The following is a 16385-nucleotide window of genomic DNA, read 5'->3' on the forward strand; positions in this document are numbered from 1 at the left end:
CACGCCCTCGGCCCCGCACTCCCTGCACCACGGGTCCGGCTCCAGGACCCGGCACTGGATCACCGCACGATCAGGCTCAACCCGCTGTCCGACGGCCTCGAGGCCGAGCTCGTCGAGACGGCAGAACGTGGTCAGGTCAGGGCGAACGAAGGTAGCGTGATCCATGTCGAGGTCCTCAGGATGGGCAGTGTCAGAACTTCCATCCTCGGAGGGCCTCGACCCCTATCCAGCGACCGACGCGCCCAACCCGACTACACTCTCAGCTGCGAAGAGCCGGTTCAGTACGTCGGCCGGTCCGGCTCCACGTCGTGGACCCAGGCCAGGATGCCACCGTCGAGATGCCGCACGTCGCAGTGACCGGCCGCGATCAGGTGCCGGGCGACGGCGGCGGAGCGGGTGCCACCCTTGCAGTGCAGGACGACGGGCCGACGCGGATCCACCGGGACCCGCCCGGACAGCATGTCGTCCATGGGGATCAGCCGGGCACCGTCGATTGCGACGATCTCCGCCTCGGCCGGTTCGCGGACGTCGATCAACGCGAAGTCGGTGCGGCCGGCGGCCCGGTCCACAAGCAGAGCAGCCAGCTCGGTAGCCGAGACGGCCGGGACGACGTCGGTGCCCGGCGGCGGTACTGCGCAGGCGACTGACGCGTCCTCGACCGAGGTGACCGGGGCGCGGTCCGGGTCCGGGGCCAGGGGCAGCTCTCGCCACGCGGCGGTCAGCGCATCGAACACCAGCACCCGGCCGAGCAGGGTGGTCCCGGTCCCGGTGATCAACTTGATCGCCTCGGTGGCCAGCATCGACCCGATCGCGGCGCACAGCGCCCCGAACACCCCGGCCGTCGCGCAGTCGGGCACCGTGCCCGGGGCGGGGGGTTCCGGGAACAGGTCCCGGTAGGTGGGCCCGTGCTCCGCCCAGAAGACGCTGACCTGACCGTCGAATCGCAGGATCGATCCCCACACCACCGGCCGGCCGGTCAGTTCGGCCGCGTCACTGACCAGGTACCGGGTACCGAAATTGTCCGCCCCGTCGACCACCAGGTCGTACCCTGCGATCAGGTCGACCGCGTTGGTGCTGGTCAGCCGCTCCCGGTGCGGGACCACGGTCACGAGCGGGTTCAGGGCGAGGACCGACGCCGCCGCGGAGTCGACCTTGGCCCGGCCGACGTCGTCGACGTGGTGGATCACCTGGCGCTGCAGGTTGGAGGGCTCGACGACGTCGTCGTCGATGACGCCGATCGTCCCGACCCCGGCGGCGGCCAGGTAGAGCAGCACCGGGGACCCCAGCCCGCCGGCCCCGACGACGAGCACCCGAGCGTTCTTCAGCCGCCGCTGGCCCTCGGACCCGATGCCGGGCAGGATCAACTGGCGGGCGTAGCGCTCCGTCTCCGCGCGGGTCAGGGGCTCACCGGGCGCCACCAGCGGTGGCAGACCCGTCATCGGGAGAGGTCCGTCCGATCGCCCGGCTGGCCGGGGCGACGGCTCAGCATCACTCGGCGGCCTCCTCGGCGGCCTCACCGTTCTTGACGATGTCGCCGTCCTTGAACAGGATGCCGCGGGCCGTCTGGCGCCATTGCGGGGTGGCGCGGAGCAGGAACTCGAGTTCCATGCAGAAGTGCTTGTACTCCTCGCCCAGTGAGTCCTCCATGATGGCCCGCGACGCCGCGTCCGGTTCGACGGCGATCCGCTGGTGGTACCAGCCGATCGCCTCCGCCTCCTCGGACAGGCTCGCGCACATGCGGGCGAAGGTGCGGGTCTCGGCCGGCAGTTCCGTCGGCGGCTCGTGGTACTGGTCCGTGGGCATCTCAGTCCTCCTGGCCGGGTCCGGCCATGCTACCGCGGAGCCGAGCGGACGAGACGGGTCGGTCGGATACCGCCGGCGGCCGCGTCGGCCTGTGCCGTTGGAGCCTCACCATTGTGATCGAGGTAGGCGGGACCGCCCGAATCAGCATGTTGGCATCCAGGACGAGACGGCGTGCCGCCACTACTTCTCTGTCTTACGGAGCTGCTTGAAGTCCTCCACCATCTCCTCGACCTCACCTTCGGTGAGCTGGAGCAGGGCGTCGAGCTTCTCGCCGGCCGCGCGCAGGGCGGCGGCGTCAGCGGCCCGGTCCTGCTTGACCGGGATGAAGTAGCCGACGGTCTGGCCGTGACGAGTCACGGCCAGGGGTGCATCGGAGTCCACGAAGTTCGCAAGGCCAGAGCGGAACTCACGAATGCCCACCTTCGTCGCCCTCATGCTTCCTCCCAGACTTGTGTCAACTGTGTGTACACATTATCACGCGGGGCCGGGGCCCGGCGGCCGGGGATCGCGTCAGTCCTTCTCCCGCGCTCTCGCGGTCTGCCGGTCGTTGGCCTTCTGGATCGCCGTGACCAGCTCGTCCTTGGTCATCGAGGACCGGCCGGAGACGTCCAGGCGGCGGGCGAGGTCCATCAGATGCTCCTTGGACGCGTTGGCGTCGACGCCGCCGGCGGTCTCCCCCGGAGATCCGACGGTGCCCTCAGCCTTCTCGTCGGACGGACCGGACTCGTCCTTCTTCTCCCAGTGATCCCCGACCTTCTCGTACTGGTGCTTCAGGGCGGCGAACGCGGTGCGGTGGGACCGCTCCCCCTCGCCGTACTCCTGCACCGCGGAGTCGTGCGCCGCGGACCAGATCTCCTGCGCGTGTTTCGGCGACCGGGCGATGGTCGACGGCATCTCCTCACGTGCGGGCATGACATCCCCCTGCTGCTGGTGGCTGATCGGCCTGGTCCGCTCATCCTGTCCGGCCGGGTGGTCGGGAGCAAGGTTGTGGCGTGATCGTGAGCACATCGCTGTCAATTGCGCCTCGTCATGGGTATTCTGGTGTACAGCAACCGGTGCTCTGCCGGTTGTTCCACCGCAGTCCAGGCGTCGTCCGTGTGATCATCCGGCCGCCCGCTGACCTGCAGATCGAGCGGAACCCCATCTCCTCAGCAACAGTTGCCGCCCGCCGGCGGAACGGTGCGGCGTCCGCGCCATCAGGCACCGGTGGCCGCCCGTCGTCTCTCCCGCAGCATTTCATCGTCGTCTCCGCCGCGGTCCGCGCGCAGGGGTTGTTGAGGCGCGCCCGAGGGTTCTACCTCAGCGTCGCCGTCGTCCTCGGAGTCGCGCTCCTCGCGGCGGCCAGCGGGTCCGTCCTGCTCGGGAAGAGCTGGTTCCAGCTGCTCATCGCCGCGGCGCTGGGGCTGATCTTCACCCAGATCGCCTTCCTCGCCCACGAGGCCTCCCACCGGCAGGTCCTCGGTTCCGGCCCGGCGAACGATCGGCTCGGACGCGTGCTCGCCACCCTCGGCGTCGGCATGAGCTACGCCTGGTGGATGAACAAGCACACCCGGCACCACGCCAACCCGAACAAGGTCGGCAAGGACCCGGACATCGAGGTGGACACCATCTCGTTCCTGCCCGAGGACGCCGCGAAGCGACGGGGGTTGATGGCCGTCTTCACCCGCCGGCAGGGCTGGCTGTTCTTCCCGCTGCTGACGCTGGAGGGACTGAACCTGCACTACCGGTCCTTCGCTGCGCTCGCGTCCGGCACTCCGGTCAAGGGCCGGTGGACGGAGATCGCGCTGATCGTGGCCCGCTTCGCTCTCTACCTCGGCCTGCTCTTCGGCCTGTTGCCGCTCGGCATGGCGTTCGCGTTCCTCGGAGTCCAGATGGCCGTGTTCGGCGTCTACATGGGCGCCTCGTTCGCCCCCAACCACAAGGGCATGCCCGTCATCCCCCGCGATGCGAAGCTGGACTTCTTCAGCAAGCAGGTCCGCACCTCGCGGAACATCTCCGGCGGCTGGTGGGCGTCGGCGCTGATGGGCGGGTTGAACTACCAGGTCGAGCACCACCTGTTCCCCAACATGGCGCGCCCGCACCTGGCCGCCGCACGACGGATCGTCCGCGATCACTGTCGCAGCGCGGGTGTGCCCTACACCGAGACCTCGCTGCTGAGGTCCTACGGCATCGTCATCGCTCACCTGAACCGGGTGGGTCTGGCGGCCCGCGATCCGTTCGTCTGCCCGCTCATGGCTTCGCTGCGTCGCAGCTGAGCCCCTCCATTCGTCTCCGCCTTCCGGCGGGGTCACGGCCGTCACCGGCGGCCAGCATCAAGGAAAAAAAGGAAAGAAAAGCATCATGGCTACAGGCACCGTCAAGTGGTTCAACTCCGAAAAGGGCTTCGGCTTCATCGCCCCCGACGACGGCTCGGCCGACGTGTTCGTGCACTTCAGCGCGATCACCGGTGACGGGTTCCGCAACCTGGAGGAGAACCAGCAGGTCGAGTTCGAGACCACGCGTGGGCAGAAGGGTCTCCAGGCGGAGAACGTCCGCGGGATCTGATCCCGGACGCCACCGCCAACGGGCCGTTCCCGGTATCCGGGAACGGCCCGTTGCGTCGTTCCGACGGGCGCGGTGACGTCATCGTGTCGCCCGTGCGCGCGTGCGCGTGCGAAAATGCGTGAGGTCCCATGAAGCAGAAGCACCCCCGCGCCCAGGCGCACCACGATTCCCCCGCGAGCCTGAACCTGGACGCCGTCGAGGCGGCCATGGTCGAGGCTCCGGTCGAGCGACGGCGGAAGCGGCTGAGCGCGTACGTCGGCGCCGTGCTCGCCATCGGCCTCGGTGTCGGCGCCCTGACCGCACCTCTCGGCGTCGCGGCCGCCGTGACCGGTGACGACATCGCCGGCTACTGGGACTCGCTGCCGTCACAGCTGCCGCTGGCCAAGTCCCTGCCCCAGCACACCGTCCTGCTCGACAAGGACGGCAAGGAGTTCGCGCGCTTCTACAGCGAGAACCGGGTCGACGTGAAACTGGCGGACATCTCGCCCAACTTCATCGACGCGCTGATCGCGACCGAGGACGCTCGCTTCTACGAACATCGTGGCGCCGACCCGATGGGCATCCTACGCGCCGCCCTGTCCAACAGCGGCTCTGGCCCCCGACAGGGCGGCTCCACCATCACGCAGCAGCTCGTGCAGAACATCCTGATCAACTCCGCCCGCGACGCGACCGAGCAACGGGTCGCCCGGGGCAACACCCCCAACGACAAGATCCGCGAGATCAAGTACGCGGTCAACCTGGAGAAGAAACTCTCCAAGGACCAGATCCTCACGCGCTACGCCAACACGGTTTACTTCGGCAACGGCGCCTACGGGGTGGAGGCCGCCGCCCGCACCTTCTTCAACACGACCGCGAAGAAGCTGACCGTCACGCAGGCGGCCACCCTGGTCGGGCTGCTGCGCGGCCCGGCCATCTACGACCCCTTCGTCCGCCCGGACGCCTCTCGGAATAGACGCAATGTGGTGCTCGGCCGGATGTACGCGGTCGGGAAGCTCGACGACGCGGCGCTGGCCGACGCCCGGAAAGCCCCGCTGGCGGTCGAGCGCGGGTCACTGCCCAACGGCTGCGGCACCTCGACCTACCCGTTCTACTGTTCGCTCGTGCGCCAGGAGATCCTCACCGACCCCGCATTCGGTGCCACCGCGGAGGAGCGAGCGGACCGGCTCTCCCGCGGCGGCATGACCCTGACCACCGCCCTGGACCGCAAAGCCATGACGGCGGCGAACACCGCCGTCAGTCGAGCGTTGACCGACACCAACCGCGCGGCGCTCGGCCTCGCCGTCGTCACTCCCGGTACGGGGCAGATCACCGCCGTCGCTCAGAATCGGGGCTGGGGCAGCGGGCCGGGCAAGACCGAGATCACCTACGCGACCAGCACCTTCCAACCCGGTTCCACGATGAAGCCTTTCACGCTGGCGACGGCGCTGGAGCAGGGCATCCCGGCGACCACGAAGCTGGACGCCTCCGCCTTCTACACTCCGCCGACCCTTGCCGCGCCCGAGGGTGGCTACTCCAACTACGGGCTGAAGGACTACGGCCTGATCGACGCCCGGGAGGCGATCAAGGTCTCGTCGAACACCTACTTCGTCCGGCTGATCGAGAAGACGGGGGTGCTCCCGGTCGCCGACATGGCCGCCCGGCTCGGCATCACCTCGTTGCCACGTACCGGCCCGCGGGCCCTGACCGGCAACGAGGCGTACCTGACGCTGGGTGCCTACGAGATCTCTCCCGTGCAGATGGCCAACGCCTACGCCACCTTCGTTTCCGGCGGCACCGAGTGCCGTCCCCACACCATCGTCGCCGCGGTGCGTTCGGACACCGGCGCGACGCTCCCGACGCCGGACGCCGACTGCCACCAGGCCATCGCACCCGCCGTCGCGAACACCGTCGGCGATGCCCTCAAGCAGACGTTCACACCGGGCGCCACGATCGGCCCGGGCGGGGCCCTGGAGGGCCGGGAGTCCGGCGCCAAGACCGGAACGACGAACGCCTACCAGGCCAACTGGGTGGTCGGAGTGACCCCCCAGGCCGCGACCGCAGTGTGGCTCGGTGACCCGCGCGGTGGTGCGGCCTACCCCCTGACCGAGTTGACGGCGTACGGCCGCCGGTTCACCAACCTCACCGGCGCGGAGGTCGCGGCCCCGGTGTGGAAGGAGACGATGACGGGCCTGCTCAAGGGGGTCAAGGCGGTGCCGATGCCGAAGGCGAACGACGTGGCCACGTCATCGTCGACGTCCCGGTACGTGCCCGACGTGCGGGGGCTGTCAGCCGAGGCGGCGATGAGCCAGTTGCGGGCCAACGACCTGGATCCGGTGATCGAACAGCGAACCGCGCCGGCGCAGTCGCCGATCGCTCCCGGTGTGGTCGCCGCGCAGAGCCCGGCCGCCGGTGCCGTCAGTGGGTACCGCCAGCAGGTGCGGCTGACTCTCTCGGCGGGCAGTGACACGAGCATCCGCCCACCGGACAGGAAGCAGTGAACACCGTGCAGATCTCCCACCGGGTCCGCAACGAGCCCTGTCGCACCGTCCTGCTGGCCACCGCCGTACTGGTCACCATCGGGGTGATCGGCTCCGCCCTGGTGGGACTGGCCGGCTTCCTCATCACCCCGCCGTCGGCGCCGCCCGCCGTCGCCGGGACGCCCAGCCCAGGCCCGACGGCGCGCGCCGCCGCCTGGACGGACACCCCGGCCGACCAGGTGCTCACCGCCACCCTGTCCGCCCCGCCCGCTGGCTGGGCCCGCCTCGGCGACCTCGGTCGGGGCGCCGGGGCACCCGCCCCGTACTCGTGCCCGGCGGACGGCACGTCCCCGGCCTCCTCGCTCAGCGCGGCCTACACCGTCGACGGCGCTCCCGTCACCGTCACGGCGCAGGCGTTCACCGCCGGCCAGGGCGCCCCGGTGCAGGACACGCTGGCGGCGGCCGCCGGGTCGTGCGCCGGGGGTGCCGCGCAGCAGGACCTCGGCTCCGACGGACCGGGCCAGAGCCCGCGCCGGGCGACCGCCTCACGCTCGGGGGTGGACAGCGCCGTCGTGTTGTGGCGCCGGGGGGACGTGCTGATCTTCCTCTCGGGCGCCCCGGCGCAGAACCTGGCCCGGTACGCGCGGGACCTCGACGGCGTCCTCCGACCACGGCTCGGCCCCGTGTGCGCCACGCAGAACTCGACGGCGGCGGACGCGACCCGCTCGCCCTACCGGCCCGGTTACCAGCCGTACACCGTGACCAGCACGGTCCGGGTTCCCGATCTCTCGACTCCGCAGCCCAGCACCGGCGAGAACCGGTCCCTGCCCGGGCCGGAACTCATCGACCGGCCGGCGGTGCCGACCAGTCCACGTGACTACCCGGTGTGGCCGCCGATGCCGGCGCCGGTCACCGAGCCCGCGCTGCCCGCCCCGCCGCCCGCGGCCCCGCCGACCACGAAGGACGTGCAGGTGCCCGCGGCCGACCCGACCGGCCCGGGCTGCGGCTGGGCATTCACCGGGATGAAGGCACCGGCCACGGACACCGCCGCGATCGCCGCTGCCCGGGCCGGCGCCGAGGACGCCGCCCGCGCACAGCTGCAGACCGCCGTTCGGGCGTGGCAGGCCGACGTCACCCAGTACTGGGCCGATTACACCGCCTACGAGAAGGCGGTCCCGGCGTACTTGGCTTACCGGGACACGGTGGACACGGTCAACGCCGCCTGGGCCGTGATCGACGGTCAATGGGCGCAGTACCGCGCGGAGCTCGCCGGCTACCAGGCCGCGATCGCGGCCCGCGCCGACTTCCTGTCCCGGCAGTCGCAGGCCCGCAGCGACTACGACACCGCCGTGGCGCGGTGCGAGGCGCCCGAGCCGAAGCCCTCCCCCTCGCCGTCCGCGAAACCGTCGCCGTCGCCGTCGCCGTCGCCCTCGCCGTCCACCTCGGCCAAGCCGTCGCCCTCGCCGTCGCCGTCGAAGAAGCCCAGCCCCCCGAAACCCAGCCCGCCGCCGAAGAAGACGAAGAACGCCGTGTTCGAGGGCACCGGCGGGTCCTTCGTGGTCACCACGGTGCTGCAGGTGCCGACGGTCCGTGAAGGATGCCCCGCGGACCGGCCGGCCATCCTGGACCAGGATCCGCCGTCGATCCCGACCGCGCCGACGCCGCCGGCCGATCCCCGGCCTGCCGCCGCTCGCTGAGGTCCCTTCCCGCTGATCGGAGAGCGTGGCCATAATGGGGCCACCACGATCGGAGGACACCATGCCGAATCCCGACGACTCCCGTTCCACCCCCGTCACTCCCCCGCGCCACGTGCCCCTTCCGGGGTCCGAACGTGCCGCCGCCCCCGGGGTCACGGCCGGCCAGCCGGTCGATCCGGCGCAACGGGCGGAAGTCACCGTGGTGTTGCGCCGGCGCGCTCCCCTGCCCGAGGCAGAGCTGACCGCCGGACGCGTGCTCACCCGCGAGGAGCTGGGGGCCAGGCACGGCGCCGTCCCGGCGGACGTCGAGCTGGCCACCCGGGTGCTCACGGACGCCGGGCTGACCGTCGTCGAGTCCGACGCGCCGTCGCGCCGGCTGCGTGTCGCCGGGACCGTCGGGACGCTCAGCACCGTCTTCGGCACCGCCCTGGACGCGGTCAGCAGCACCGCTCCGGACGGACGAGCCGTCCAGCACCGGCACCGCACCGGCGGGCTGACCATCCCGGCCGAGCTCGACGGCATCGTCATCGCGGTACTCGGGCTGGACGACCGGCCGCAGGCGAGCGCTCACTTCCAGGCGGTGGCGCCGGCCGCGGCGACGGGGACCGCGTACACGCCGGTCGACCTGGGTCGGATCTACCGCTTCCCCGCCGCCGGCGACGGCACGGGCACGGACGTCGCCATCCTCGAACTCGGCGGTGGCTACCAACAGGCCGACCTCGACACCTACTTCCGCGGGCTCGGTCTGCCCACGCCGACCGTGCAGGCCGTCTCCGTCGACGGCGCCACGAACGCTCCGACGATGTCGCCCAACGGGCCGGACGGGGAGGTGGCCCTGGACATCGAAGTGGTCGGCGGCCTGGCTCCCGGTGCCCGCATCCTGGTCTACTTCGCCCCGAACACCGACGCCGGCTTCCTCGACGCGCTCACCAACGCGGCGCAGGCCGCGCCCGCGGCGATCAGCATCAGCTGGGGGCAGAACGAGGACGCGTGGACCGCCCAGGCCCGCACCGCGTTCGACGCCGCTCTCGCCGATGCCACCGCACTCGGGGTCACCGTCACCGCGGCGGCCGGGGACAACGGCAGCGCTGACGGGGCCACCGACGGCCGGGACCACGCCGACTTCCCGGCTTCCAGCCCGAATGCCCTGGCCTGCGGCGGGACCCGGCTGGAGGCCGACCCGCGGTCCGGGACGATCACCGCCGAGACCGTGTGGAACGAAGGCCCGAACTCGGCCACCGGCGGCGGCTTCAGCGACGCGTTCCCGCTGCCCGACTGGCAGCGGTCAGCCGTCAGCGGCCAGCCCGCCGCGGCGGGCCGCGGTGTGCCCGACGTCAGTGCGGTGGCCGACCCGCAGACCGGCTACCGGGTGCGCGTCGACGGTCAGGACATGGTGATCGGGGGCACGAGCGCAGTTGCCCCACTGTGGGCCGCGCTCGTCGCCCGGTTGCGTCAGCTCGGTGGCGCGCCGCTCGGGCTGCTGCAGCCGCGGCTGTACCAGGCGGCGGTGGCGGCCACCTTCCACGACATCACGAGCGGGAACAACGGCAGCTTCTCCGCCGGCCCCGGCTGGGACCCCTGCACCGGGCTGGGCAGCCCAGACGGCGAGGCGCTCGCCGGCGCCCTCGCATCGACGCCGAGCTGACGGTCGCGCGACCCCTTGACGACGCCCACGGGCCGGCCTACTGTACAACCAAATGGTTGTAAGTGGACAGAAGGCAGGATGAGCACCACGGTGACGGCTGACCTCCTCGTCTCGGTCGATGGCTGGGCCCGCGGTCTCGACTCGCCGGGATTCTTCGGCTACGCAGGTCCCGAGCTGATGCAGTGGATCGGCGACCAGTCCGCCGCCCACCACGACCTGATGGGGCGACGCACGTACGAGATGCTGGCGAGCATGCCCGCCGACGAGCGCGAGACGCGGACGACGACGACCGTCTTCTCGCGGACGCTGCGTGAGACCACGTGGGAGAACACGACGATCGAGTCCGGTGACGCGATCGAGGCGGTTCGGGAACTCCGGTCCGCGAGCCTGCCGTTGCGCACGGTCGGCAGTCTGTCCCTCGTCCGGCAACTGCTCGACGCCGGACTCGTGGATCGGCTCCGCCTCTGGCTGTTCCCGCTGCTCGTCGGGCCGGGCGGACGAGAGGCCGCGCTGGCGGGCGTCGGGGAACGAGACCTCGACCTCGTCGACCATCGGGTGCTCGACGGCCGGATCATCCTGCTGGAGTACGCACCCACCGATCGAGGCATCCCACACGCGTCCGCAACCGATCCCGCCTCATGACGATGCAACCCGTCGACGAGGAGGTGGACCGGCTCTTCCACGCACTGGCCGATGCGACGCGTCGCGACATCGTCCGCCGCTCCGGCCGGGGTGAGCTCTCCGTGTCGCAGCTGGCGCGGCTGTATCCGATGAGTTTCGCCGCGGTGCAGAAGCACGTCGCCGTGCTGGAGCGAGCCGGTTTGATCGCCAAGGAACGCCGAGGACGGGAGCAGCTGGTGCGATCCGATCCCGACGCCGTCGCCCGGGCGCAGCGCGCGCTCGACGACCTCGCCGCCGCCTGGCGGGAGCGGATCGACCGGATGGCCGGCCTCCTCGGCGAACCGGAACCCGACACATCGCCGCCGATCAGCACCACCGCACCATCCGCCCCACCATCCCCGCCCCCGAGAGAAGGACAGGACCGATGAGCGTCACCAGCGTCGAGAAGGACCTCGACAATCTCACCCTGACCCTGATCGCCGACTTCACCGCCCCCCGGGACCGGGTGTGGCAGTTGTGGGCCGATCCCCGCCAGCTCGAGCGGTGGTGGGGGCCGCCATCGTTCCCGGCGACGTTCGAGCAGCACGACCTCGCCCCCGGCGGCACGGTCACCTACTACATGACCGGCCCGGACGGCGAGAAGTACGCCGGATACTGGACGGTGACGGCGGTGTCCGCTCCGTCCTCGCTTTCCTTCACGGACGGCTTCGCCGACGAGAGCGGCCGGCCGAACGACGAGATGCCCACGACGAGCAGCCAGGTGGACTTCACCGAGCGCAACGGCGGCACCCGGATGACCGTGGTCTCCCGCTTCGCGGACCGTGAGCAGATGGATCAGCTGGTCGAGATGGGCATGGTGGACGGTCTCACGCAGGCGGTCGGTCAGATGGACGGGCTGCTCGTCCCCGCCTGAGCCGCGCACGACGTCGGGCACGACGTCGGGCACGACGTCGGTCGCATGGTGGCTGGGGTTGGTGCCGTCACCCCACCGTGAGACAATCTTCGCATGCATGCAGGTATGAACGGATGGCTGCCGGCCGGAGAACCGGCATGACGAGCACGCTCACGCCCACGCCGATCCGTGACGGCGGTCGCGTCATCGCCCGACCGCCGTCGTTGTTCGTCACGGGCGCCAGGTTGCCGGAAGTCCGGTGGGCGGCGCTCGCTCTCCTGCTGTTCCTGGTCGCCTGGCCGCTGCAGCTGACCGGAACCCCGGCACCGCTGTGGTGGACGCTCTACCTGGCGTGCTACGTCGCCGGCGGCTGGGAACCCGCGTGGGCGGGCATCACCGCGCTGCGGGAGAAGACGCTGGACGTCGACCTGCTGATGATCGTCGCAGCCATCGCGGCCGCCGCGATCGGACAGGTCTTCGACGGGGCCCTGCTCATCGTCATCTTCGCGACCAGCGGGGCGCTCGAGGCGCTCATCACGCAGCGCACGGCCGACAGCGTCTCGAGCCTGCTCAGCCTCGCGCCCGAACGCGCCACCAGGATCACCCCGACCGCCCACGGCGAGGACCTGGCCGAGGTGGAGACAGCGGAGCTGCAGGTCGGAGACCTGATCCTGGTCCGCCCGGGCGAGCGCATCGGCGGCGACGGGATCGTCGTGGCCGGCCTGAGTGAGGTGGACCAGGCGGCGATGACGGGCGAGAGCGTGCCCGTGCGCCGCGGTGAGGGCGACGAAGTGCTGTCCGGCACCGTCAATGGCACCGGCGCACTCACCGTCCGGATCATCCGGCCCGCCAGCGAATCCGTCATCGCCCGCGTCGTGACGCTGGTCGAGGAGGCGTCGGAGACCAAGTCGACGCGCCAGCTCTTCATCGAGAAGGTCGAGCAGCGCTACTCCCTCGGCGTGGTGGTCGCGACGCTCCTCGTCTTCTCCGTCCCGTTGGCCTTCGGCGAGGCTTTCCAGCCGGCCTTGCTCCGGGCGATCACCTTCATGATCGTCGCCTCTCCCTGCGCCGTGGTGCTCTCCACCATGCCGCCCCTGCTGGCAGCGATCGCGAACGCGGGCCGGAACGGCGTGCTGGTGAAGTCCGCCACCGTGATGGAGCAGATGGGCCGCACCGAGTTGATCGCGTTCGACAAGACCGGAACGCTCACCGAGGGCGCGCCCGCCGTGCGCGACGTCCGTGCCCGGGGCCAGTGGCGTCCCGCCCGGATCCTCGAGGCGGCCGCCGCCGTAGAACTGCACAGCGAGCACCCGCTGGGTCGGGCGATCGTCCGGTCCGCCGGCGCCGGCATCACCGCCGCCGACCGGTTCCGCGCGCTCCCCGGGCGAGGTGTCACCGGCGTCGTCGACGGACACGCGGTCGAGGTGCTGCAGGCGGACGCGGAGGACACCGACACCATCGGCACCGTGGTCACGGTGACGATCGACGGCGAGGCCGTCGGCGACATCATCCTCGACGACGCGCTCCGCCCCGACGCTGCCGACACCGTCGCCCGGGCACGGGACATCACCTCGCACCCGGTGCACCTGCTCACCGGCGACAACGGCGCCACCGCGAACGACGTCGCCGCCCGTACCGGCATCACCGAGGTGCACGCCCGGCTGCTGCCCGCCGACAAGGCGGCCACCGTCCAACGGCTCGAGAACGACGGCGTGAACGTGATGCTCGTCGGTGACGGCGTCAACGACGCCCCCGCGCTCGCCTCCGCGTCCACCGGCGTCACCATGGGACGCCACGGGTCGGACCTGGCCCTCGACACTGCCGACGCCATCGTCATCCGGGACGAGCTCACCGCGATCCCGGCGGCGGTCGAACTCTCTCGTCGAGCGCATCGGTACGTCGTGGCGAACCTGATCATCGCCGCCACCTTCATCACCGTCCTGGTCGTCTGGGACCTGATCGCCACGCTCCCCCTTCCGCTCGCGGTCGCCGGTCACGAAGGTTCCACCGTGATCGTGGCGCTCAACGGGCTGCGTCTGCTCCGCAAGAGCGCCTGGCGCTGAGCCGGATGGCGAAGGGCAAGCGCGGCAAGCGTCGACCACGCTCCACGTCCGAACCGACCGTGGTGGTGTGCCGCGGCGGGGAATGCGGTAACCGCTGGAAGCATCCCGAAGTCGATCACCAACAGCAGTTGCGAGAGCTGCGGGCCGGCACCGGCGAGCACGCCACGACCGTGGTCAGCCGGTGCCTCGACGCGTGTGAACACGCGAACGTCGTCGTCCTCGTCCCGGCGGCCGACGACGGCGCCGACGGCGTGGACCCGGTGTGGATCGGCGAGGTCAACGACGCGGAGACGGCGCGGCAGATCGTCGAGTGGGTCGAAGCCGGGGGCCCGGCACACGCTCCGGCCCCCGTGCTGTGCGATATCCGCTCCTTCGCGCCCAGTCGCCGGAACCGGAACGAACTGAGCGTGGAGCTGGAGCGCTCCTGAACCAACCCGCCCGGCAGCCCTGCCTGCTGGCTTGATCGGACGGGATCCGAACCCGTCCGATCGTCGTCGAAAGGTTCCTGCCGTGCTCTCCGTGCTCCGCCTCTCCGGGTACCGGCGGCTGTTCACCGCCCAGGTGCTCGCGCTCGTCGGCACCGGCCTGCTCACCGTCGCGCTCGGTCTGCTGGCCTACGACATCGCGGGTCGCGACGCCGGTGCGGTGCTCGGCACGGCGCTGGCGATCAAAATGCTCGCCTATGTGTTCGTGTCCCCGGTGATGGCCGCCCTGGTGCACCGATGGCAACCGCGTACCGTCATGATCGGCGCGGACATCATCCGCGCCGCCGCGGCGCTGAGCCTGCCGTGGGTGAGCGAGACGTGGCAGATCTACGTCCTCGTCTTCGTGCTGCAGTCCGCCTCGGCCACGTTCACCCCGACGTTCCAGTCGGTGATCCCGTCGATCGTCACGGCGGAGCGCGACTACACGAGAGCGCTGTCGCTCTCCCGCCTGGCGTACGACCTCGAATCGATCGTCTCGCCGATGCTCGCGGCGGCGCTGCTGACGGTCATCAGCTACACCAGCCTCTTCCTCGGCACCGCGGCCGGGTTCGTCTGCTCGGCGACCCTGGTCACCCTGACCGCCATTCCGAAACGGGTGACGACGGTGTCCGCGCCGTTCCTCGAGCGGCTCAGCGGTGGCGTCCGGGTGTTCTTCCGGAACCGGTCACTGCGGTTCGTGCTGTTCATCAACGGCGCCGTCAGCGCCGGCACCGCCCTCGTCGTGGTCAACTCCGTGGTGTTCGCCCGTGACCAGTTCGGGCTCGGTGACACCAGCCTGAGCTTCGCCCTGGCCGCGTACGGTGCGGGGTCACTCCTGATGGCGTTCCTCGTGCCGCGCGTCGTCGACCGGTACGGACCACCGCCGGTGATGATCACCGGTTCCGCGGTCGCGACGGTGGGCCTGCTGGGCGCCCTGGCGATGGGTCTGTTCACGCTGGGCACCAGTCCCGGGTGGGTGCTGCTGCTCGTGATGTGGTTCGTGATCGGTGCGGGCACGTCGTTGATGACCACGCCGTCGTCGCAGCTGCTGCTCCGCGCCTCTTCCGAGCAGAACCGGAACCAGGTCTACACGGCGCAGTTCGCCCTGTCCCATGCCTGCTTCCTGATCACGTACCCGCTGGCCGGGTGGCTGGGAGCGGTGGATCTGAACCTGGCGACCGCCGTGCTCACCGTCGTGGCCGTCGGCAGTGCACTGGGCGCCCTGGGGCAGCGGCGCGCTTCGGCGACCCGGTCCACCGAGCGATCACGGACCGGCGCCGAACCAGCCCGGTGAGTGTCGCGGGCAGCGGTCCGGCGCATGCCGTCCGCCGGCCACGCGGCCTCGTGCCAGCACCCGCGACAGCAGCCGGATCCGGGTGCGCAGGACGAGGGCGAGCAGCAGGACGATGCCGCCCACGACGGCCCACTGCGGGTCCGGCTCGGTACCCGGCGACGTGCGGTAACCTCCCGCGTCGAGTCCGGCCGCCCGCTCGAAGTGGTTGCGGGCGGCCGGGTAGAAGGCGTCGTCCACGGTGTACAGGAGAGGCATCACGACGGGACCGCCGATCGTCGTGAGCACCGCCGCCTGATCCACGTGCCGTGACTCGTGCACCGCCAGCGCCGCGTTCTCCTCCGGGCCGCGGGTGATGTTCGGGCCGAAGCGCAGGTAGGTCTGCTCCCCCATGATGCCGAAGCCGTGGCGCTCGGAGGGGCGGCCACCGTTGTCGACCACGTTCCAGGCGACGAAGGTCTCGCCGACGATGGATCCGCCGGCGCTGGTGCGGGGCGGTCGCCAGAAGACGACCGGCTGGGAACTCTGGCATGCGTCCATGCCGACCAGCCTGCCGCCGGCCAGGGCGAGACCGCTCACCCCGGACAGCACCACACGTCGAGCCGCGTCCCAGGTGGGCTGGACGCTCACCCGCGGTACCGGCTCCGGCACCACCGCACCGCTGGCGAGCACGTGCGCGCTGCAGGGCACCAGAGGGAAGACGGCGGCCTGCGTGCGCACCACCGCCCCGGCGACGAGCAGGAGGGCGCTGACCGGTATCACCACCGCGGCGACCCGGGCGTTCCGCGCGCACCGCCGACAGCCGGCGGCCCGGCGGGCGCGGCGTCGCCGGACGGACGGCAAGAGCCAGACGGCGCCGAGCAGACCCAGACTGAGCAGCAGGCAGAGCCCGCGCCCCACCCCCCGGAA

General features: G+C 71.1%; 16 protein-coding genes and 1 pseudogene. 11 read left to right on the forward strand and 6 right to left on the reverse strand.

The window, feature by feature from the left end:
• The 5 genes and pseudogenes from BKD30_RS15780 to BKD30_RS04565 all read right to left on the reverse strand — a co-directional run.
• Positions 1–165 (reverse strand): annotated as a pseudogene (locus tag BKD30_RS15780) (ISL3 family transposase); the annotation flags it as partial.
• A gap of 113 nt (positions 166–278) precedes the next feature.
• On the reverse strand, positions 279–1439 hold the full coding sequence (gene moeB / locus BKD30_RS04550; RefSeq protein ID WP_076702658.1) for a molybdopterin-synthase adenylyltransferase MoeB: 1161 nt from the start codon (positions 1437–1439) through the stop codon (positions 279–281).
• A gap of 49 nt (positions 1440–1488) precedes the next feature.
• Positions 1489–1803, reverse strand: coding sequence for a ferritin family protein (locus BKD30_RS04555; RefSeq protein ID WP_076702660.1), 315 nt, complete (start codon positions 1801–1803; stop codon positions 1489–1491).
• A gap of 180 nt (positions 1804–1983) precedes the next feature.
• Positions 1984–2238, reverse strand: a complete 255-nt coding sequence (locus tag BKD30_RS04560; RefSeq protein WP_076702662.1) for a prevent-host-death protein — start codon at positions 2236–2238, stop codon at positions 1984–1986.
• Between the two features lie 75 nt (positions 2239–2313).
• A complete protein-coding gene (locus BKD30_RS04565) occupies positions 2314–2715 on the reverse strand; it encodes a ChaB family protein (protein WP_076702668.1) in 402 nt (133 codons plus the stop codon).
• Positions 2716–3041: 326 nt separating this feature from the next.
• Here BKD30_RS04565 and BKD30_RS04570 point away from each other — a divergent pair, with 326 nt between their 5' ends.
• The 11 genes from BKD30_RS04570 (at position 3042) to BKD30_RS04620 (ending at position 15479) form a co-directional block, all read left to right on the forward strand.
• Positions 3042–4058 (forward strand): fatty acid desaturase family protein, encoded by a 1017-nt coding sequence (locus BKD30_RS04570; RefSeq protein WP_235861452.1) that lies wholly within the window; start codon positions 3042–3044, stop codon positions 4056–4058.
• A gap of 85 nt (positions 4059–4143) precedes the next feature.
• A complete protein-coding gene (locus tag BKD30_RS04575; protein WP_076702670.1) occupies positions 4144–4347 on the forward strand; it encodes a cold-shock protein in 204 nt (67 codons plus the stop codon).
• 128 nt (positions 4348–4475) lie between these two features.
• On the forward strand, positions 4476–6824 hold the full coding sequence (locus BKD30_RS04580; protein WP_235861451.1) for a penicillin-binding protein: 2349 nt from the start codon (positions 4476–4478) through the stop codon (positions 6822–6824).
• Positions 6821–8500 (forward strand): hypothetical protein, encoded by a 1680-nt coding sequence (locus BKD30_RS16335; RefSeq protein WP_076702672.1) that lies wholly within the window; start codon positions 6821–6823, stop codon positions 8498–8500. Before BKD30_RS04580 ends, BKD30_RS16335 begins: the two co-directional genes overlap by 4 nt.
• Positions 8501–8561: 61 nt before the next feature.
• Positions 8562–10145, forward strand: a complete 1584-nt coding sequence (locus BKD30_RS04590) for a S53 family peptidase (RefSeq protein ID WP_076702674.1) — start codon at positions 8562–8564, stop codon at positions 10143–10145.
• 78 nt (positions 10146–10223) lie between these two features.
• Positions 10224–10787: a dihydrofolate reductase family protein gene (locus tag BKD30_RS04595; protein WP_076702678.1), complete on the forward strand. Its 564-nt coding sequence runs from the start codon at positions 10224–10226 to the stop codon at positions 10785–10787.
• The gene (locus BKD30_RS04600) at positions 10784–11194 is read left to right on the forward strand and encodes an ArsR/SmtB family transcription factor (protein ID WP_083956020.1); all 411 of its coding nucleotides are present in this window, start codon (positions 10784–10786) and stop codon (positions 11192–11194) included. Before BKD30_RS04595 ends, BKD30_RS04600 begins: the two co-directional genes overlap by 4 nt.
• On the forward strand, positions 11191–11679 hold the full coding sequence (locus tag BKD30_RS04605) for an SRPBCC family protein (protein ID WP_076702680.1): 489 nt from the start codon (positions 11191–11193) through the stop codon (positions 11677–11679). The genes BKD30_RS04600 and BKD30_RS04605 overlap by 4 nt, the downstream gene beginning before the upstream one ends.
• A gap of 137 nt (positions 11680–11816) precedes the next feature.
• The gene (locus BKD30_RS04610; RefSeq protein ID WP_076702682.1) at positions 11817–13721 is read left to right on the forward strand and encodes a heavy metal translocating P-type ATPase; all 1905 of its coding nucleotides are present in this window, start codon (positions 11817–11819) and stop codon (positions 13719–13721) included.
• A 5-nt stretch (positions 13722–13726) separates the two neighbouring features.
• On the forward strand, positions 13727–14149 hold the full coding sequence (locus tag BKD30_RS04615; RefSeq protein WP_076702684.1) for a hypothetical protein: 423 nt from the start codon (positions 13727–13729) through the stop codon (positions 14147–14149).
• An 82-nt stretch (positions 14150–14231) separates the two neighbouring features.
• Positions 14232–15479 (forward strand): MFS transporter, encoded by a 1248-nt coding sequence (locus BKD30_RS04620; protein WP_076702686.1) that lies wholly within the window; start codon positions 14232–14234, stop codon positions 15477–15479.
• Here BKD30_RS04620 and BKD30_RS04625 read toward each other — a convergent pair.
• Positions 15450–16376: a hypothetical protein gene (locus BKD30_RS04625; RefSeq protein WP_076702688.1), complete on the reverse strand. Its 927-nt coding sequence runs from the start codon at positions 16374–16376 to the stop codon at positions 15450–15452. The genes BKD30_RS04620 and BKD30_RS04625 overlap by 30 nt on opposite strands.
• Positions 16377–16385 lie beyond the last annotated feature (9 nt).

It is taken from the genome of Tersicoccus phoenicis (assembly GCF_001968835.1).
Lineage (GTDB): Bacteria > Actinomycetota > Actinomycetes > Actinomycetales > Micrococcaceae > Tersicoccus > Tersicoccus phoenicis.